This is a genomic window from Aristaeella hokkaidonensis, from assembly GCF_018128945.1.
GTDB lineage: Bacteria > Bacillota > Clostridia > Christensenellales > Aristaeellaceae > Aristaeella > Aristaeella hokkaidonensis.
This window is the reverse complement of the sequence record NZ_CP068393.1, coordinates 724,865-744,463: the sequence shown is the minus strand read 5'-3', so window position 1 is coordinate 744,463 and position 19,599 is coordinate 724,865. Positions and strand designations below refer to the sequence as shown.

Sequence of the window (19,599 nt, the reverse complement as noted above, 5' to 3'; positions counted from 1 at the left end):
AAGGAATCCAACCTCAATGCTGAGGCAAACCAATACCCGCTCCCTTCACTGGGCTGACAAGACCATGAGCGTTCTGCGGGCAGATCAATTGGAGGCCTGCGAGAAAGATCTCGCAGGCCTTCCTTCCCGTTGTCTTTTTGAACCTGACTGCAGCGACGTGGATGCGGAAAAACTGTATGATATCTCCTTTTTCGCGGAGGAAGACCGCAAATCTGCCAGGCGGGTTCTTCATCCTGTACTCCATACGGTAGAGGAGCTTCGGAACCGCGTACTTCATTCTTTCGCCCAGGAAGCTGCCCTGCTCTCCGTGGAAGAACATGACCTGCTGGTCCGTGTTATGCTCTTTGGCGGCCGTACGCCGCTCAATGACTGGAACGAACTGATCCCTGCCCGGGGACTGGTGCGCCGTCTCTGGTGTCGTGTGGAAAACGTGGGCTCCAATGCTGCCCTGATCCTTCCCTCCCAGCTTTGTGCCACCGTCCTCATGCTCCTGGCCGGGGACAGTCACCGGGACGTCAGGACAATCGTGGAACAGGTACATGAAAGAATCGACAATACCCTGTATCTTCTTGGTGCCGTACAGGCTTCCGGCCCTGCGCGTGATATGCTGGCCCTTCTGAAGGGCACCTTTGCTGAAAACAGGCCAGATCTGGTTGATCGATTCCTGATTTCAGGCTATGATTATGTATATAATCGTTCCGGCAGTCTGCTGCTGATTCATCCGGGTCTGGCGGATCCGGAACGTATGATGGATATATCCTATACTGAAATGGATCCTGAAGCTCTTTCCAAAGCCTCCGAAAGTATCAATGATCTGGAATCTCCGCTGTATGAACAGATGCTTTCCGTTCTGCAGGGAGCCACTCGTCCCGAAATAACGCCGGAAGACGCTGTGGAAGATCTGATCATCCTTGCAAAACAGGAAGTTCCCTGGAAAGACATGCTTGAAGTTCTCTCTTCCCTCCTGATCTGTCAGCCCACACCTGAAATGCGGTCCGCCCTGAAGGATCTGTGTGATCGTGTGCCCCGCTGGCTGGATCTGAGCACTTCGCAGGTACAGTAATATGCCGCTGAAAGAAATAATCATCCCCAGAGACGCTGTCGGACAGCGTGTTGCGGACTATCTTCGTTCCGCTCTCCCTGATCTGCCGGAGAGTGTGCTTCGTCGTATCTTTGCTTCCCGGGATGTAAAGCTTGATGGTGTCCGGGTTTCCCGTGATCAGCGTTTACAGGAAGGTCAATGCCTGAAAGTTTATATTCCCGATACATCGTCCGGCAGTTTCTCTGCTGCTCCCTCCCTTCCTGTTGTATATGAGGATGATGACGTGCTCCTGGTTAATAAGCGGGCCGGCATCAGTGTGGAGCCGGATGCCCGCGGCGGTGTCACTCTGACGAATCTGTGCCAGGAATATGTCCGCCGGACCAATCCTGACGCTTTCCCTCCTGCTGCCTGTCATCGTCTGGACAACAAGACCTGCGGATTGTGCCTTTTTGCGAAAAATCAGCAGGCGCTTGATATCTTGCAGGACGTCTTCCGCAGCCGCAAGCTTGAAAAATACTATGTCTGTCTCGTACGCGGAATCATGAAGCCACCGGAGGCTGTCTGTCACGCCTGGCTGGTAAAGGATGCGCTTCATGCCCGGGTTCGTATCACGGATCATCAGGAACCGGGGGCAAAGCCAGTCTCCACCGGTTATGAAACACTGGAAAGCGGCCCTGTTTCCCGTCTTCGCGTTCATCTGATCACCGGCCGCACCCATCAGATCAGGGCACATCTGGCTGCTCTGGGTCATCCGCTGCTGGGTGACGACCTTTACGGAGACCGCGATTTCAACCGCCGGGAAAAAGCCCGCAGCCTGAAACTCTGCGCTGTCTCCCTCACCATTGACACCGACGGTCGTCTTCCTGCCCTCGACGGCAAAACCTTCACCATCGACCCGCCGTTTTAATTCATAATTCACAATTCATAATTCCGAATTGTGAATTTTCTTTTTGTTTTTAAAACTCGAAACGTTTGCATTTTCTTTTGTGACCATATATAATCGTGTTCATATAAGACACTATAATTCTGAATTCATAATTCTGAATTCTGAATTACAATATGAGGTGAATACCATGCTTGCTTCTCTTCCCCCTCTCGGATGGAATTCCTGGAATACTTTTGGTGAACATATCAGCGATGCTTTGATCCGTGAAATGGCCGATTTTATGGTGGATCAGGGCTGGCTTGCTGCCGGCTATAACTATCTGGTCATCGATGACTGCTGGTCCCTTCGTGATCGGGATGAAAACGGCCTGCTTGTTCCTGATCCGGAAAAATTCCCTCATGGAATGAAGGAACTGGCGGATTATGTCCACCACAAAGGGCTTAAATTCGGCATGTATTCCTGTGCCGGCGTCATGACCTGTGCGGGTTACCCCTCCAGCTATGATCACGAGTTTGTGGATGCGCAAACCTTTGCCTCCTGGGGCGTGGACTTCCTGAAATACGATTTCTGCAATTTCCCGGAATCCGGGGACTGCCGTAACCGTTATCAGACCATGGCGATGGCGCTGAAAGCCTCCGGACGGGATATTCTCTTTTCAGCATGTAACTGGGGACGTCATGATCCCTGGAAATGGATGCGCAGCCGGGGTGCCCATATGTACCGTTCCACCGGGGATATCATGGATAATTATGTTTCCTTCACTGATATCTTCAAATCCCAGCTGGATAACCTCTGCATGAGCGGAACGGACTGCTTCAATGATATGGACATGCTCACCGTGGGAATGTGTGGCAAAGGCAACGTCGGCTTTGGTAAGGTATGTACCTATGAAGAGTACCGTCTGCAGTTTGCCCTGTGGTGCCTCTGCGGTGTACCCCTGATGATGGGTGCGGATCTCCGTTCCCTGAAGCCGGAATATGTTGCGCTCATGCAGAATAAAGACCTCCTCCGCATTGACCAGGATGAGGAATGCCGTCCTCCCTTCCTGATTCGCCGCGGCTCTGTCTTCACATCCAATCCGGAACCAAAGGAGGGCGAGTTCCCCTGGCGTGAGCTTCCGGATTCATCCTTCACCCTTTTCCGTCATCTGTCCGGAGGTGAGTTTGCCCTGGCATTCATCAATCTTTCCGAGGCAGAAACCTGCATGCATTGCGAACTTGTCGACCTCGGGCTGCCTGTTTCCTCCGGCTTCGCCCTTGAAGTCCGTGATGCCTTTACCGGTGAAGTTCTTGGCAGGAAGGCTGATTATTTCAATCCCACGGTTCCCGGTCATGATATGAAACTGTATCTCTGTTCGCTGGTGCCCGCCCGTGGCTGAACAGGATAGATGCGTCCGCTGTGGTGCTCTCCTGTCAAAGGATGAAACAGCACTGACCCGTAAACTGATTAACCGCGGTGCCACAGAATTCTTCTGTCTTTCCTGCCTCGCAAACCATTTCCAGCTTTCCGAGGACATCCTTCTCAAAAAGATCGAAGAATTCAAATCCATGGGCTGCACCCTTTTCGACCCGTAAAAAACCGGGGCGGTGAAATCTTTCACCGCCCCGTATTTTTATGTCTTAAGTCTTAAGTTTTCAGTTTTCATTAAGCAGATTCTTTGCATTTAAGCAAAGAATCTGCTCCTCTTCTCCCTCCGTCAGTTCCAGTCTGTAGAACCTTTCCAGTTCTTCTGAAGGAACCCACATCGGATAATCCGCGCCGAAAAGTACCCGTTCCCTGCTGTGACAGCGGATAAGTCTCCGTGCTTCTTCCGGATTCAATGCGTAAAGGGAGCTCGACGTGTCCACATAGACGTTTTCATATCCTGTCAGCATTTTGCTCGCGTCGTCCCATTCGCTCCATCCTCCCAGGTGGGCACAGACGCATACCAGTTTCGGAAAAGCGTCCAGCACCTTTTTCATCCGCCTGGGATTGGAATATTCAAATCTTGGGTCACCGGTATGAATAATAATCGGCAGTTCACCCTCAATGGCTGCAAACATTTCCATGGCAGCCGGACTGTCCAGGGCAAACCTCTGCATATCCGGATGGATCTTCAGGCCTTTCAGTCCCATTCCCTTGATCTCCCGGATCAGGCCCGGAATGTCTTCACAGTCCGGATGAATCGCGCCGAACCCTGTCAGGCGGTCGGGATGCTGCTTTACGGTATCTGCGATAAACCGGTTTATGGAATCAACATAATGGGGTGCAAGTGCGACTGAATGGATGCAGGCATGCCCGATTCCTGCCTCCTGTTCCTTTTCAAGCAATTGTCCGACAGTACCTTCCAGGCGAACCGGCATCTGATAAAATGCTCCGATACTGCCGGATGCTTTTCCTGCGATCGGATCAGGAAAAACATGTGCATGAATATCTGTTATCTGCATAGTGTCCCGGGATTCCTTTCAATCCTTTATTTCGGAATATACCGGTACTCGATTTCTTTCACCGTACCGTTATCATTCAGATAATATTTCAGCTGATACCACGTTCCGTCCACTCGAATACGGTATCGGATGGAGTTCTCTTTTGCCAGGTACTTACCGTCAGAAAGATTGTCCAGATGATACAGCCCCCGGTTCCCGCTGGCGCTGGCCACCTGTCCCATATCTCTGAACTTGCCGATAACGTAGTCTTTGGGATCTCCGATACCGGTATCACGCGGCGCCTTGAATGTCGCCTTGTCATTGAAACGCAGTTCAACCAGGACCCAGGTCTTTTTGTTCAGGTTCATCACCGCGTATCCCCACGAATACTCAAATTTCCGAAGTGCCGTGGTGAATCCGCTGTTCTTCGTGGTTTCAATCTCAACTTCCTGCCCTGGACCGTATTCAGCCTGGAATGCCTGCATGGTGGTTTTGTTCAGATCCAGTCCGCTGACCTTTTCTTCTATATCCCAGGCGGAAAGCGGATAGGGCTTAACCTCAATCTTGTAGCTGACTTCCTGAACCTGTGATTCCTTGCCGTACTGGTTTACTGCAATTGCTTTAATCGTCACCTTATGTCCGGTGGGAAGCAAGATCGGTTCTCCGGTAAACTCCGGGCTGTCTTCATTTGGTGTTGATCCGTCAACAGTGTAAAATATGCGGATATCATCGTCTTTTTCATTGTCCTTGCCGGGTCTGAGGCTTACCTTCTTCCTGGTTTTATAAGCTCCCGGCGCAAGATTAGGCTGGGGCATCTGGGGAGAAGGCATGATGATCTTATAGGTACCCTTGATTTCGTCGGATACCAGTTCGCCGTTTACAGCCACTGCCCGCAGGTTCCAGGTTCCTTCGTCAAGTGTAAGCTTTTCGGTAAAGCGTATTCCGTCCTGAGGAAGCTTTACTTTTTCAATGTCATCATCAAAGGTATAGTAAACGTCGTATCCCTGATTGGAATACATGTTCAGCGTTACTTTATGCTCTATGTATCCGCCGACAGGATCCACAACCGGCACTTCCGGCAGCAGGTCTCTTCTCTGCGTCTGGAAAGTAACTTCACCGGTTTCCTCGTAAGCAATTTTCATCAGCCTGCCTGCGTCGGCCAGTTTTCCGTTGTTCAGCAGGATCCGGATATGGTTTACATAAGCCTCCGGCCTGGATGGAGTCCCTTCATAAATATGCGCGTAAAGCTTGGCGGCGTCCTCTGTCCGTCCGGCTGCCTCATATGCGCTTCCCAGCATCAGCATTCCGTCTACGTCGACGTGCTCTTCCGCTTCGTCCTGCAGCATTGCCTTTTCAAAACTCTCGATGGCGCCGTCAATATCGCCATTGTTCATCAGGTCTTCTCCGACAGCCCACAGGGCGGCAGAAGTCGCTTCCTTACCCAGGCGGGCCATAACCTTCTGTCCGCCCTCTGTATTGTTAAGGAACAGCCAGCTTCCGCCTACAATCATAGCTAAAAGGACCACTCCGGCGATGGCAATCTTCATCCAGTTCACCATCTTCAGCCGTTTTCCGCCGCCTTGTTCAATCCATTCAGTATAAGCCCTGGCTTGTTCCCGGATATCATCATTCTCGTCATAAACGGTTCTGCGCCGTCTTTCAAAGACGACCTCTTCCCCGCCTTCTTCTCCGGCGATTTCCGATTCAGAAATCCTGTAGTCCGGGAAAACCTCCTCGTCCTCCCGTTCATCTTTCAGTGCAGGCATTTCCACCGTCGCCCGGCTTGCGCCGCTGCGGCGTCTTCTCTTGATCTCCATGGTCCTTTCGGCAGCCTCATGGATGGCCAGCCTGGCCCGTTTGCCCTGCCGGATGGCTTCGGCGCCGCTGTAGGGGGCGTCTGTGCCGGTGGTCAGGATTTCTCCGCATTCCGGGCAGACAGTTTCTTCCTTTTCCGCATAATATCCGCATCTGGGACACAGCATCTCCGGCAGCCTCCTTTCAGGTCATAATGATTTACAGTCAATTCATGTCCAGATCCCTGAGTGCTTCATACTCAGGATCATCATCATAGTTACGCTCAGGACATATGCCGCCCAGCTCCTCAATTGCATTCCTGATTTCAATAAACGTCAGGTAAGGCAGTTTCTCTTCTTCTGCCGCTGCCATCAGTTCAGGCAGGGCACGGTCGTCTCCCAGCTTCGCCAGATATCCGGCAAAAAGGGCTCTGCGCTCCTTCCGTTCCTTAAAAAGCTTGATTGCCAGTTTGTATATCAGCTCGTTTCCGGGGAAATGAGACAGCACCTCCAGCAGTGCTTCTTCACCGGCCGCATTGGCTTTGGGAAGTTCCTGCAGAATAGGCTGAACCACACATTCTCCCATATCGGTCAGGCTTTCCAGGGCATTATCTTTCAGCTCATCTTTGCCTTCCCGGTCAAGCTGCCAGGTGATATAAAGCATCTTCGGCAGCACGCTTTCCATCTCTCTCAGGAGATTGATGGCAATCATTTTCGCTTCTTCGGTTGCTTCCTCGTCCTTCAGCAGTTCAAGCAGCCTTTTTTCACAGGGGCGTCCGACCGTGGTAATCTGCTCCATCAGCAGATCCGGAACCGGCGCGCCTTCCTCGCAGTACTGCGCAAGCCAGTCCACCAGAACCTTCGGATCCTCAAACTGGGTAAAATAGGCGCCTGGCGTAACATTGCCGAGCCACTTCGCCCGGGTATTCAGGAATGCCACATATATTCTGGGCATATCCTCTTCCATATCGTCAAAAGTTTCATACTGATCCTGATGGTTCTTCATCCAGTCAGACATAAAATCAGCAAATCTTTCATCAAAGTTTATAATCGGCATTTTCATTTTTTTGCCTCCTTCAGCATGGCCTTCAGCTGCTCAGTCGTGAAGAAATACTTCCCGTGACAGAAGTGACAGACCAATTCAGCTCCTTCATCATCATCGATCAGGGACTGCAGATCTTTGGCTCCCATGGAAATCAGGGCCTTCTCCATCCTTTCCCTGCTGCATGTACAGGTATAGGAGATAGGCGTTCTTTCAAGGATCTTCGGTTCCATGCCCCGGAACCAGTCCTCACACAGCTGCTCAATCGGGGCGAAAGTCATTTCCCGGCTGATGTCCGCAAACATGGGGCTTCTCAGTTCCAGCTGATCAATAATCTCGTCAGGGCATCCCGGCAGGGGCTGGATCAGCAGGCCGCCGGCCTTCAGCACGTTATCACCGCTGACAAGCACACCCAGTGCCACCAGGGATGGCTGCTGTTCTGACACTGTAAAATACTGGGCAAAGTCCATGGCGATTTCACCGCTCACCAGTTCGCTCTGTCCGATATAGTTTTTCCGCAGCGCAAGATCCTTGATCACGCTCATTCGTCCGTGATGTCCGACGGCGCCGCCAACGTCCAGCTTGCCGTCCTCCCGCAGCGGAAGCTCCACCTGTGGGTTGTCAGCACAGGCACGGATTTTTCCATGGTCCGCCACTGCCACCAGGGTGCCCATCGGCCCGTCTCCCTTGATTGTGACGGTAACGTTCTCCTCTTCCCCCTTCATCATGATACCCAGCATTGCCGTTCCGGTCATCAGCCTGCCCAGCGCCGCTGTGCACACAGGGGTTGTCGTGTGAATATCTGCGCAGCGCTGTACGGTCTCCGTGGTTTCACAGAGCATCACCCGCACCTGTCCGTTGCACAGGTCAATTTGCAGCATCTCGTCCATAGTAATCCTCTTCCCAGTAACCATCATTGTTCATTGTCAATTGTTCATTACGGCCGCGCAATTCTGTGAAGTATGCCAAAGGCGTTTACTTCACAGGATTCGTCGCTGCTATGTGCCATCTTTCATCTTGTTCTTTGGCGGCGTTCAGCGATCCGTTGGAATACATGCACACCGCCCGGAATCCGGCCTTCCAGAGCACTTCCTTCAGCGTATCCATACTCCAGGCCCGCTGCGTCTGGTGCTCCTCCATCCTGCGGTATTTGCCATCGTTTTCCCGCACAAAGAAGCACAGGTCCAGGTTAACCGTCTGTGATCTTTCGTGCCAGGTATTCTGCCACAGATAAGTCACATCGTCCCGGTCTTCATACATCAGCCCGGAGCACAGGATGTTCTTCAGTTTGTAAGGGGTGGATACATCAAAAATCAATGCTCCGCCCGGCAGAATGGATCTTTTTGCCGCCCGGAAGAATCCCAGCAGGTCTTCCTCCGTCAGCAGATAATTCACCCCGTCGCAGGTAGCCAGTACCGCGTCCACAGGCTTATGGAGATTCAGGCTCCGCATATCCTGCTGTACAAATGGTATTGCGATTCCGTTTTTCCGGGCTTTCTGGGCAGCCTGCCACAGCATTTCCCGGCTTATGTCCACTCCTGTCATCTGAAAGCCGCGCTTCTGCAGCGGCAGGGTCAGGCTTCCGGTTCCGCAGGCACATTCACATACCTTGCCGCTGCGTATTCCGTAAATCGAAAGCAGGCGGGCATAGTGATCCGCCCAGCCTTCGTAATTGACGTCATCCATCAATTCATCATATAGTTCTGCAAATCCCTGGTACATGATTAGTTATCCGTATCCCCTTCCACGGCTTCATCTTCTTCATCATCGTCATCTTCCGGCTTGTAGATGCCTTGGTTGACCTTTGCACCCTCAATCCGCGGATTGATGTACTTGTCAAACACCGCATTCGTATAGCTGGCGGTGATAAAGCGGCTGATGGAGAAACCGATCAGGGCATAATAGGCAAACAGGATCAGCATGCCGATCATCGGGTTCCAGAACCAGATCAGCAGTCCGCCGATCAGGGCAGGAACACAATGCAGCAGCCGGATTGCAACGCTCATGGGAAGACGGGCTACACCCAGCAGCAGGCCGTTTCTGATAACGTCTTTTGTTTTCAGTTCATAGGTGACCACCAGCGGATGCATATAGGTAATACTGATCGACCAGATCATTCCAACCAGGACCACAAGTACCTGCGGAACAATCATAATCATATTGTTCTGCGCCAACTGTCCGTAAAAGCGCCATCCGACATAGGCAGCGATCGGCAGGACAGAAGTAATCAAAGACAGCACCAGGGACTGCTTCCAGTTTGCTTTGACTGCGTCCTTGAAATCCGTCCAGATAAATGCATGCTCATCCCGCGCCCAGTTCCGGGTGATATAGCTAAGGCCTGCCGTAAACGGCCCGGTAATGGCAATGCAGGGAATCAGCAGGAGCAGCATACGGAACACCGTGCTGTCCAGCATGTCCCCGAGATTTACGTCAGCGTTCTTGAGTTCATTGAACTGCTCTTCAGTAATGGTAACTTCCTGTTCGTTCTGGGTCACCTGTTCAACAAAACCGGCATAATCATTCTGTTCAACCATCATCAGGTTGCTGGTTGTGGACAGGATATTGGTAAAGGAAAACATGATCACCAGCATCGCCGGCAGAAAGATGAGCATATACAGAAGATTAATCCTGCACAGTGCGCTCAGCCGTGTTTTGAGTGTGTCCCTGAACAGCTGGCGCCTGTTCTGAGGCAGATCTTCTTTCCGGAAATCGCCTTTTCCGCTCTTCCCGTAATAGTAGTTGTTCATCATTCTACCAAACATGTCTTTCTATCTCCCTTGCAATCTGTAGATACTGGATTTCTTTTTCTTATGGATTAGTTCATCAGGCGTTTGCTTGCCTCGCACAGGGCTTCGCTCAGCACTTCCGCTTCTGCTTTCCCGGCAGCATTGGCATTGATATAAAGCTTGATTTTGGGTTCTGTGCCGGAAGGTCTGACGCAAACCCAGTTGCCTTTCTCCAGTTCAAAATACAGCACGTCGGATACTGGCAGACCGGTCGGCGTTTCCTGTCCGTTCTCTGTGCGGATTCCCTTCAGATAATCCCGGACTGCGGTTACCTTCAGTCCGGCAATTTCCTTTGGCGGCTGAGCACGCAGGTTGCTCATGATTTCCTTCATCCTGGTCAGTCCGTCCTTGCCGGGCAGCGTTGTGGAAACCACGCTGTTGGCATAGTATCCGTATTCCTTGAAAATCTCCTGGATCCGGTCATAGAACGTGATTCCCTCTGCCATGCATGCGCAGGCGACCTCGCTGACCAGCAGGCTCGCATTCACACCGTCCTTGTCCCGCACAAAGGTGCTGGAAAGGAATCCATAGCTTTCCTCAAATCCGAACAGGAAGGTGTGATCTCCCTTGTCCATAAACTGCTGGATCTTCTCGCCGATGAACTTGAATCCCGTCAGGGTTTCAAAAATGGATACTCCGAAGCTTTCACAGATCTTGTTCGCCAGGCTCGTGGAAACAATACTCTTGACTGCGGCACCATCCTTTGGCAGCTTTCCGGCCTTTTTCAGGCTGGACAGAATGTAATGCAGAAGCACACATCCGATCTGGTTTCCGCTCAGCAGATGCCATTCTCCCTGTCCGTCCTTGACAGCCACACCCAGGCGGTCGCAGTCCGGATCTGTGGCAAAGATCACGTTCGCATTCACCTCAGCCGCCAGCTTGAACGCCAGTTCATAGGCTCCGGGATCTTCCGGGTTCGGAACCTTGATTGTGCTGAAGTTCGGATCAGGCATTTCCTGTTCTTTCACAACCGCAACATTGGTCAGGCCGATTTCCTTCAGCAGGCGGCGGACTGGTACATTTCCGCTGCCGTGCAGGGGCGTGTAAACGATATTCAGCTTCGAGCCTTCTGTTCGGAGCAGTTCCGGATTGATGCTCAGTGTTTTGACCCGCTCGATATAGTCATCGTCCACTTCCTTGTTGCCGATGATTTTCAGCAGGCCTTTGTCCAGCGCTTCCTGTTCATCCATCAGTACGCAGTCTGTATATTTCGTGGAACGGATCACCCGGGTAATGCCTTCAGCGGCCTCCGGCCCCACCTGTGCGCCGTCTTCACCATACACTTTGTATCCGTTATACTGCGGCGGATTATGGCTGGCTGTAATAACCACGCCTGCCTTAGCGTGCAGATGGCGCACCGCAAAGCTCAGCACCGGTACCGGACGAAGCGCGTCGAACAGATAAGCCGGTACGCCTTCTGCGCACAGCACCAGCGCTGTATCCTTTGCGAATTCTGCGCTGCACCGGCGGCTGTCATAAGCAATAACTACGCCGCGTTTCGCTTCCTCCGGGTTCTCAAGCAGATATCCTGCCAGACCTTTGGTTGCGCGCCGGACGTTGTATTTATTCATCCGGTTCATGCCGGCTCCGAGCACGCCTCTCATTCCCGCGGTTCCGAAGCTCAGCTCCGTATAGAAGCGGTCTTCCATTTCCTTTTCGTCTTCACCGATGGCTTTCAGTTCCCGGATCGTATCCTGGTCATCCGCAAAGTCCCGCAGCCACTGCTCATAGTTCTCACGAATTGTCATGTTCTTACCGCCTTTCCTTTATTCAGACCGGTTCTCTCAGTTACTTTTATATATGCGGAAAACCGCATGTTAATTATAGTTTTTTTCTCTCTTCTTGACAAGCGCAAACAGCAGAAACAAAACGGAACATCGACTTATTCGTCAATGTTCCTGTTCCCTTACGCAAACCGCCGCGGAGATGCCGCCGTCATGGGAAACAGACAGCAGGAAGTGATCGCCGCCGCTCATCTCTGCGGCTTTTCCAGTCAGTCTGTATCCGGGTTTTCCGGCTTCATCATGGACTACTTCTATTTCTTTCAGATCAAATGTGATACCTGTTCCCAGGGCTTTGGCCAGCGCCTCCTTGGCTGCATAGATCCCGGCGGCCGTCTGGCCGGCTGTTTTCCCTTTTGACCGGATATATCCGGCTTCTGCTTCTGTAAAAAACCGGTTCAGGAACCGGTCATTCTCAAGCAGTTTATCCATCCTGGATATCTCACACAAATCCAGGCCCAGTCCCTTGATCATGCTGTTTCTCTCCTTTGTCTGCATGCATACGGACATTCTATACTGCATTCCGTGGCCAACTCATCCGAATCATACCACACCTTGCGGTTTTCATCAATTATAGGTATAATAACTTAGTATGTTTCAGAGATGTACGAACCGCAATTTCGGTGGTGAGTCTCTGATCTCATCATTTTAATTTTTCAGTTTTAAGTCTTAAGTTTTAAGTATTTCATTGGGAGGTTTCCTATGATCAATCCCGGCAGAATGGTCCTGGCCCTGCAGCAGAATATCAGCAAAGCTGTCGTCGGCAAGGAAGAAGCCATTGAATATGCCCTCATCGCTCTGCTGTGCAAAGGTCATGTTTTGATTGAAGACGTTCCCGGCGTGGGCAAAACCACGCTGGCCAGCGCCCTCGCCCGTTCCCTGGACTGTTCCTTCCGCAGGATTCAGTTCACACCTGACCTGATGCCTTCTGACGTTACCGGTTTCACCATGGTCAATTTCCAGACCGGCGAAATGGAATTCAAAGAGGGCGCCGTGATGAGCCAGATTGTCCTTGCAGATGAAATTAACCGTACGAGCCCCAAAACCCAGTCCGCCCTGCTTGAGGTCATGGAAGAGCATCAGGTGACCGTCGACGGCGTTACTCATCCGCTTCCCCAGCCTTTTATTGTACTTGCCACCCAGAACCCCGGTGAGTTTGTCGGCACTTATCCCCTGCCTGAGGCGCAGGTGGACCGTTTCTTCCTCCGGATCTCTATCGGTTATCCGACTGTCGAGCAGGAAATGGACGTCCTGGAACGCTACAGCGGCTCCGTCATTCCCATGACAACGATTGAACCCATCTGCTCAGCCCAGGACGTACTGGCCATGCAGGAGCAGGTTACTACGGTTTACTGTTCTCCGGAAATCCGGAATTATGTTGCTTCCCTCGCCGCTGCCACACGAAATGATCCCTCCTTCTCACTTGGAGCTTCCACCCGTGCGGCAATTGCCCTGATTCGCGGTGCCCAGGCCTGCGCCATGCTTGATGACCGGGATTTTGTCCTGCCTGAGGATGTACAGCATATGTTCCTTCCGGTCATGGCCCACAGGATGATTCTCTCCCCTGAAGCCAAGATGAAAGGAATTCCTGCGGAGCAGTTTCTGCTGACAACCCTGCAGAATACCTCTGTTCCCGTAAAATTATGAAACTGAAGCTTACCCTGCCCATTGCTGTATTTCTGACGCTGCTGACGGTTGCGCTCTGCACCGGCAGTCAGCTTTTTTTACTGCTTTCCATCCTGATCCTGCTCATCCTGGCCGGCGCTGTCGTTGCGGTGCTCTGGGCTTCCGCCACACTGGAAGTGGAAGGCGTGCTCTCCGGAGAAACGGTCCGGCGCGGCGATGATGTGGTTTTGAGTCTGCGGGTTCGCCATCGCGGTCTCATTCCGGTTGCGCCGCTGCTTCTGGAATTGTCGGATCCTGTCGGCAACCGTGACAGGGATGTCCGTCTGAAAAATATGCCTCATCGTCTGCAGAGCATGAAGCTGCCGATTCACGCTTCCCATGTGGGCGTTTTCTCTGTCGGTCTTCATTCCTGTACTGTAGAGGATCTGCTTGGGCTGGTTCAGCGCCGGATTGTGCTCCGCAAAACCGCCTTTGAGCTGGTGGTTCTTCCCCAGACCTTCGACGTGGAGCCTTTGAAGCTGGCTCCCGGGGATCCCGGCAGTGAACTCATGTCCAGGGCTACGGAAGACCTGAATGCTCCCTCCGACATCCGCAGTTATCAGCCTGGGGATGCTATGAAAAAAATCCACTGGAAGCTTTCCATGCGCAAGCGTGAACTCGTTGTCCGCAAATTTGACGAACCGATTCTTCAGGATGTGCTGGTTCTCATGGATTGTTCACCGCCGCCCTCCTGGGGACATGCCCGGGCAGGAGCGGATATCCGTGACGCAATGCTCGAAACTGCTGCGTCCATCGTTACCTCCCAGACAGTTACGGATCATCAGATCCGCATGCCGCTCCCGGGGAAGCATCCTGTGGATGTGGATAAAAGTATGGGACTGCCTATTGCCATGGATTATCTGACCCGTGTGGAATTCTCTGAAACAGATCGTTTTGAGCGGGTTCTTTCCATGGAAAGCAGCCGTCTCCGGAAGGTTGGCTGTGTTGTCATCATCTCCGCCAGGCTGAATATTCCCATGGTGGATATCATGATCCGTATGCATCGGGCCGGCCCGAATATCCGCCTCTACCTGGTCACCTTTGCCCCCGATGATGAAAATGTTCTGCCTCTTATTGCTCGTCTGCGTGAAGCGGGTTTGGAAGTATCTTACGTGACTCCGGACACGTAAGACACTTCCAACTCTACACTCTTCACTCTCCACTCTTCACTTCTGAGTTTCCCAATGACCAATGAAGAGCGATCAGTTAATCAGTTAATCAGGCCGAATCAAAGATTCGTCTGGTTGGAAAGGAGCCCCCTGACATGACAGAATCCCTTCGTCCCCGTCTGGTTCACGCTCTTCTGTCTCTTCTGCTGTCAGTCGGTCTCCTGCTGCCTTTGTTGGGTATTCTGGATCCGGCTTTACCGTCTCCCGTCCTGATCCTCTGGATTTCGGTCATCATCCTGCTGTTTGAGCTGGCATCTCTCAAACGCGTCATCAGTTTTGCCGCGGCTGGAGCCGCCTTTATCCTTCTTCTCTTCTGGCTTTTTGCAATGGGCGGAATGCTTACAGTTTCAGATGCAGCAATGGCCATTGTCCTTCGCTGTAACAATATCCGTACAGTGATTCCCCTGGTCGCCTCCTCTGTTACTGCCCTGCTGACAGTTTTGACGACCTTGATCTGCTGTTTTGCCTGCCTGCGCGGCGCATCCTTCCTTCCGTCAGCAGTCCTCTGCTTCGGGATGATACTGTTGATTTATCTTTCCGGAGCCCGTGAATTGATTCCCTGGTTCCTGCCTGCACTGATTGCGCTGCTCCTGATTCTGATGACAGAACGTTTCCCGGAGACGTCGCTTCCGCAGCTTATTCCACTTGTTGTACTGCTTGTTGCGGCCGCTTTCCTGCTCGCAGGTAATGGTGCCGGTCAAAACCCGCTCCGCCAGAAAGCTGATGAACTGCGTCAGGCAGTTCTGGATCGGCTGTTTTTCACCGAACCGCGAGACATTTTCTCCCTTTCTTCTGAAAACTACTATCCTGAAGGACAGGATCAGCTGGGTGGCAAACCGAATCCGTCCAATCATCCTGTCATGAAGGTTTCAACACCCCGCACAGTTTATCTGCGCGGCGTTATCCTGAACGAATATACCGGACGCAGCTGGATAAACACAACTGACAGACGCCGTTATCTCCGGCAGTCTTCCAGGCTTGCCGATCTTCGTGCTGCGCTGTTCGATGAAGAACTTCCGCCGCTGAACATTCGAAATGCCTTGTGTGATCCCGTTACCATTTCTGTACGGATGCTCAGTGATGATGACAGTGATACTTCCACACAGTTTTCCTCTACCCTCTTCGTTCCCCAGCGGGTCAGGGACCTGATCCCGGGTGGAGATCTCGTACCGTACTTTAATAACTCTTCTGAACTTTTTGTCACCCGGAATCTGCAGCCCGGTGATACTTACACCGTAACCGCGCCCATCTTCCTTGCCGGCGATTCAGGTCTGGGTACCCTGATAGAAGTATGCTCCACAATGGAGGACAACGCATACGAAAAAATCGTCCAGACATATACAACGCTTCCTGCTCATCTGGAAGAGATCGTTTATTCCATGGCGCGTGAAGCTTCCTCCGTTGCCGCTTCTCCCTATGACAAAGCGCTGGCGCTCCGTTCCTGGCTGAGTCGCAGTTATCGCTATACGCTGGATGTACAGTCCCAGTCTCCGGATATGGATTTTGTCACCACTTTCCTCCTGGACACTAAGGAGGGTTACTGCACCTACTTTGCTTCCGCCATGACGGTCCTGTGCCGTATGATCGGCCTTCCGGCCCGTTATGTGGAAGGATATGTGGCTGAACCCGATGCAAACGGCCAGGCCGTTGTTACGGGTCTTTCAGCCCATGCCTGGACGGAAGTCTATTTTAAAGGCTTCGGCTGGCTCACCTTTGACGCTACTCCCAGGCACAGCAGCAGCGGCAGCCAGGACAATGCAAATTCACCTTCTTCTCCTGATCCTGCTCCGACGCCTGAACCGGAACCGCCGGAATCTTCCCCGGACGAAAACGAACCTACGCCTGAACCGGAACCGCCCGAGAATCCCGATGATCCTTCTGACAATCCTGATTCTGACCCGCCTTCATCCGATCCCGATACGGATACAGATTCACCTGAATCCCCCGGTTCATTCCCCTGGCTTCTCCTGCTTCTACTGCTGCTTCTGGCCGCGCTGATCCTCAGGATCCGTCTGACAGACCCTGCCGTTCGCGATAAGCGAGCTAAATCAGAATCCCAGCGTTTTGACATCTGGTCCGGAGAAATTGCAGACCTGTTATATGCAGAAAACCTTTCCCGCCGTTCCGGCGAAACGCCCATGGCCTATGGCCGTCGGATTGACCGTGCCTCCCATTTCAATGTTTCCCTGAATCCTGTGGGAGAATGTATTTCATGGATTCGTTATTCACCTGCCGAGGTAACTGAAGCTGAGACCGCCATTCTCCGGGATACCGCCGTTCTCCTGAAGGGCGACCTTTCCCGTCCAGCCCGTCTCCGCTATCTCCTTCGCAGAGTTTTCAATAAAAAGGCGCAGTTTTAAAAATGTGCAGTTCATTAGAACTGCACATTTTTACACTCCTTCACTCTTCACTTTACACTCTTAACTTAAATACTTAAAAACTCTTCCAGATTTCTGGAAGAGTTTTATCCACCATTTTTAAGTTTTAAGTCTTAAGTTTTCATTATTCATTGGTAATGCTTTTCACCGCATCGCGCTGAAAAGCATTACCTTCGCCTGGCATTCCATATCTTCTTTTGTCACCCGGACCGCTTCAGCGCCCTGGCAAATCTCTTTTGTATCATAGAGCTCCAGGAATGCCTCCGGTCCGCTGATCGGCCATTCCTGGTTGTATTCCGTCTTATAGTGCATAGGCAGGATCAGGCGCGCGTTCAGCTGATCGGCAATCTGCTTTGCCTGGTCAGCGTCAATGGTATAAAAGCCGCCTACAGGGATCATCAGCACGTCCGGGTTCTTCAACTGCTCCAGCTGCGCCTCATCCAGCAGACAGCCCAGGTCTCCAAGATGCACAACCCGCAGCCCCTCTGTCTCTATCAGGAACAGCAGGGTTTCGCCCCGTTTGCTTCCCTGCTCATCATCATGAAAGCCCTTCATGACCGTCACCTTCACATCAGGTTCCGGCGTATATTGTCCGGCCTTATCAATAACCCTTGGTTCCCCCTTCAGGTTCTCCACAGCGTCATGATCATGATGGTGATGGGAAACGAGCGCGATATCCGCCGCTGTTCTATGAAGCGGATAACCGCAGGATGCGTCATACGGATCGGTCACAATCCTCACGCCGCTTTCCGTAATAATCAGAAATTCCGCGTGTCCGATGTGCTGAATCAGCATGGTCTCTCATTCCTTTCGTCCTGTAAAATACATCCGGTTTATTTCCGGAAGTGGTTCGCCACGCCTGAGACGTGCGGCCCAGTCCCGATGAAGACAGGCACAGGCCGCCTCATATTTCTTTTCGCCCTCTTCTCCTGCTTTAATCAGCATTCTTTGTACAGTTTCCGGCTCTTCAGCCGCCTTTTTCTCATGTCTGTCCAGCAGGCTCAGGCAGCAGGCTGCTTCCGTGCCAAACGAACCGTCATACCATCCTTCAGGCGGTTCCATAGCCGGTTTTCTCATCAGGATCCAGCCTTTCTCCTCTGTAAACTCCCATCCTGCATTCCTGATTGCCTTCAGGAAAAGAGTCAGGTTTTCATTGTCGCTGACAGCCGGAAAATCCGTTGAATACAGCCAGTATTCCGACAGGCTTCTGCGAAGCGCCGGCTGTCTGGCTGTCTGTGGAATCTGCATCAGTTCCTGCAGTTCCTTTCTCAGGGCATTCATCCGCATTGTTACTGTCTCCGTTCAGTCACAGGAGAGCCCTGCAGGACGCTTTCCACTGTATTGGCTGAATCTGCCATTTTCTTCCGCTGGTCATTGTCCATGCCGTCCGGGATCGTATTATTGGAGGCGACGCAGTGATAATAATATCTTCCGTCCTGCTTATACTTCCAGGTATATACCGGAGTATATTCCGGCCGCAGGATATCAACGCCGCCCTGTCCGTCGCTCTGTACAGTCACATGCAGCAGGTATCCGGAAACTTTTTTGGTATTGGTCCGGTCTCCCGCCAGCAGCGTTCCGAGGCTCCAGATACACAGAACGTTCTTTCCGTTACTGCCTGTAATGTATTCCGCCGTCTGTGGCACATGGCTTCCGTTCCCTATGATCAGGTCTGCACCGGCCTGGGCAATGCCTTCAGCCAGTTGTCTTTGTTTGCTGTCAGGATCTTTTCCGGTCTTTCCCCAGTTCAGCATGACAATCACCGCTTCAGCCCCCTGCGCTCTGGCAGAAGCAATATCCTCTGTAATCCGCGATAGCTCCGCCGCCGGAATCAGTCCTTCTGTTCCGTCTTTGGCCATGCTTTTCCGCGTCTTGGAGGATATCGTATCCGTGTATTGCAGAAATGCCGCTTTCACGCCGCCTGCGTTTGTTGTCGTAAAGATGCTGTCCTCTGTCCTGCCGATACCGGTTGCCTGGATCTGCTGTTCATCCAGCACCTTCAGTGTGGCTTCCATGCCGCTTTTTCCGGCGGCATATGCCTGTGAAAATCCGCAGGCAGCAATTCCGAACCCGGCTTCCTTCAGCAGGGATACTGCCGAGTCCGGCGCCACATTGTCATTGGCTTTATGCTCGTCACTGAGAATATTTTCCAGGAAAACACAGTTGATGTCTGCCGTTACATACGGTCTCAGCAGCATCATCACATCTGAATAGTCGGTCATCTTTGCGTCTGCGTTCCAGCTGTTTTTCCGAACCTCGCCGGACAGCGATATGCTTCCGCCGAACGTCATGGTGCAGGATGCGTTTGCGTTTTCAGATACCGCTTTCTCCTCAGTCGCAGGTTTTACTGTCACTGTTGCGGTCTGTACGCTGTTTTCCTGCTCAGGCTTTCTGGTCTCCGTTGTTTTCATCCCGTCGTCAGGTGAAAATGTCTCCTGGAGTTCCAGAACACTCATCTGAAGCTTGCTCAGATCCACCGTTGCGCCGGAGGATAGTCTTCCCAGAACAGCCGCGGAGCCCAGGAGTACAACTGCCAGCAGTCCAACCATGAATTTGGTACCGGCTGAAAACTTCCGTTTTTGTATCTGTCCGCGTCCCATGTCCTGTCCCTCCTTTCCTCGTATCGGTCAATGATCTGATGTCAATATCATT

At 52.2% G+C, this 19,599-nt stretch carries 18 protein-coding genes; 7 read left to right on the top strand and 11 right to left on the bottom strand.

Annotated features, from left to right (window positions below; all coding sequences use genetic code 11):
* Nucleotides 1-16 precede the first annotated feature (16 nt).
* From JYE49_RS03475 to JYE49_RS03460, 4 genes are all read left to right on the top strand, one after another.
* Nucleotides 17-1,063, top strand: coding sequence for a hypothetical protein (locus tag JYE49_RS03475; protein ID WP_093956086.1), 1,047 nt, complete (start codon nt 17-19; stop codon nt 1,061-1,063).
* A gap of 1 nt (nt 1,064) precedes the next feature.
* Complete coding sequence (locus JYE49_RS03470) at nt 1,065-1,949, top strand: pseudouridine synthase (protein ID WP_093956085.1); 885 nt, start codon at nt 1,065-1,067, stop codon at nt 1,947-1,949.
* A gap of 166 nt (nt 1,950-2,115) precedes the next feature.
* Nucleotides 2,116-3,306 (top strand): glycoside hydrolase family 27 protein, encoded by a 1,191-nt coding sequence (locus JYE49_RS03465; RefSeq protein ID WP_093956084.1) that lies wholly within the window; start codon nt 2,116-2,118, stop codon nt 3,304-3,306.
* On the top strand, nt 3,299-3,502 hold the full coding sequence (locus JYE49_RS03460) for a hypothetical protein (protein ID WP_093956083.1): 204 nt from the start codon (nt 3,299-3,301) through the stop codon (nt 3,500-3,502). The genes JYE49_RS03465 and JYE49_RS03460 overlap by 8 nt, the downstream gene beginning before the upstream one ends.
* 60 nt (nt 3,503-3,562) lie before the next feature.
* On the opposite strand, the gene JYE49_RS03455 is transcribed toward JYE49_RS03460, so the two are convergent.
* From JYE49_RS03455 to acpS, 8 genes are all read right to left on the bottom strand, one after another.
* Nucleotides 3,563-4,354, bottom strand: coding sequence for an amidohydrolase family protein (locus JYE49_RS03455; protein ID WP_093956082.1), 792 nt, complete (start codon nt 4,352-4,354; stop codon nt 3,563-3,565).
* 26 nt (nt 4,355-4,380) lie between these two features.
* Complete coding sequence (locus JYE49_RS03450) at nt 4,381-6,315, bottom strand: chitobiase/beta-hexosaminidase C-terminal domain-containing protein (protein ID WP_093956081.1); 1,935 nt, start codon at nt 6,313-6,315, stop codon at nt 4,381-4,383.
* 37 nt (nt 6,316-6,352) lie between these two features.
* Nucleotides 6,353-7,189 carry a hypothetical protein gene (locus JYE49_RS03445; RefSeq protein ID WP_093956080.1) on the bottom strand — a complete coding sequence of 279 codons (837 nt, stop codon included), beginning with the start codon at nt 7,187-7,189 and terminating at the stop codon, nt 6,353-6,355.
* A complete protein-coding gene (gene hslO / locus JYE49_RS03440; protein ID WP_179217190.1) occupies nt 7,186-8,058 on the bottom strand; it encodes an Hsp33 family molecular chaperone HslO in 873 nt (290 codons plus the stop codon). Before hslO ends, JYE49_RS03445 begins: the two co-directional genes overlap by 4 nt.
* Nucleotides 8,059-8,143: 85 nt before the next feature.
* The gene (locus JYE49_RS03435) at nt 8,144-8,890 is read right to left on the bottom strand and encodes a class I SAM-dependent DNA methyltransferase (protein ID WP_093956078.1); all 747 of its coding nucleotides are present in this window, start codon (nt 8,888-8,890) and stop codon (nt 8,144-8,146) included.
* Nucleotides 8,891-8,892: 2 nt separating this feature from the next.
* Nucleotides 8,893-9,930, bottom strand: a complete 1,038-nt coding sequence (locus JYE49_RS03430) for a YesL family protein (RefSeq protein ID WP_093956077.1) — start codon at nt 9,928-9,930, stop codon at nt 8,893-8,895.
* A 53-nt stretch (nt 9,931-9,983) separates the two neighbouring features.
* Nucleotides 9,984-11,702 (bottom strand): phospho-sugar mutase, encoded by a 1,719-nt coding sequence (locus JYE49_RS03425; protein WP_093956076.1) that lies wholly within the window; start codon nt 11,700-11,702, stop codon nt 9,984-9,986.
* A gap of 141 nt (nt 11,703-11,843) precedes the next feature.
* Nucleotides 11,844-12,209, bottom strand: a complete 366-nt coding sequence (gene acpS, locus JYE49_RS03420) for a holo-ACP synthase (protein ID WP_179217189.1) — start codon at nt 12,207-12,209, stop codon at nt 11,844-11,846.
* A gap of 228 nt (nt 12,210-12,437) precedes the next feature.
* On the opposite strand from acpS, the gene JYE49_RS03415 reads away from it, so the two are divergent.
* From JYE49_RS03415 to JYE49_RS03405, 3 genes are all read left to right on the top strand, one after another.
* Nucleotides 12,438-13,382, top strand: a complete 945-nt coding sequence (locus tag JYE49_RS03415; protein ID WP_093956074.1) for an AAA family ATPase — start codon at nt 12,438-12,440, stop codon at nt 13,380-13,382.
* A complete protein-coding gene (locus JYE49_RS03410; RefSeq protein ID WP_093956073.1) occupies nt 13,379-14,530 on the top strand; it encodes a DUF58 domain-containing protein in 1,152 nt (383 codons plus the stop codon). The genes JYE49_RS03415 and JYE49_RS03410 overlap by 4 nt, the downstream gene beginning before the upstream one ends.
* Before the next feature lie 134 nt (nt 14,531-14,664).
* Nucleotides 14,665-16,929 (top strand): transglutaminase-like domain-containing protein, encoded by a 2,265-nt coding sequence (locus JYE49_RS03405; RefSeq protein ID WP_093956072.1) that lies wholly within the window; start codon nt 14,665-14,667, stop codon nt 16,927-16,929.
* Between the two features lie 162 nt (nt 16,930-17,091).
* Here the strand turns inward: JYE49_RS03405 and JYE49_RS03400 are convergent, their stop codons facing one another.
* From JYE49_RS03400 to JYE49_RS03390, 3 genes are read right to left on the bottom strand one after another with little or no spacing between them, the layout of a single operon-like run.
* Nucleotides 17,092-17,742, bottom strand: coding sequence for an MBL fold metallo-hydrolase (locus JYE49_RS03400; protein ID WP_093956071.1), 651 nt, complete (start codon nt 17,740-17,742; stop codon nt 17,092-17,094).
* Nucleotides 17,743-17,748: 6 nt separating this feature from the next.
* Nucleotides 17,749-18,234 carry a hypothetical protein gene (locus tag JYE49_RS03395; RefSeq protein ID WP_093956070.1) on the bottom strand — a complete coding sequence of 162 codons (486 nt, stop codon included), beginning with the start codon at nt 18,232-18,234 and terminating at the stop codon, nt 17,749-17,751.
* 2 nt (nt 18,235-18,236) lie between these two features.
* Complete coding sequence (locus tag JYE49_RS03390; protein WP_093956069.1) at nt 18,237-19,547, bottom strand: CapA family protein; 1,311 nt, start codon at nt 19,545-19,547, stop codon at nt 18,237-18,239.
* Nucleotides 19,548-19,599: the final 52 nt, after the last annotated feature.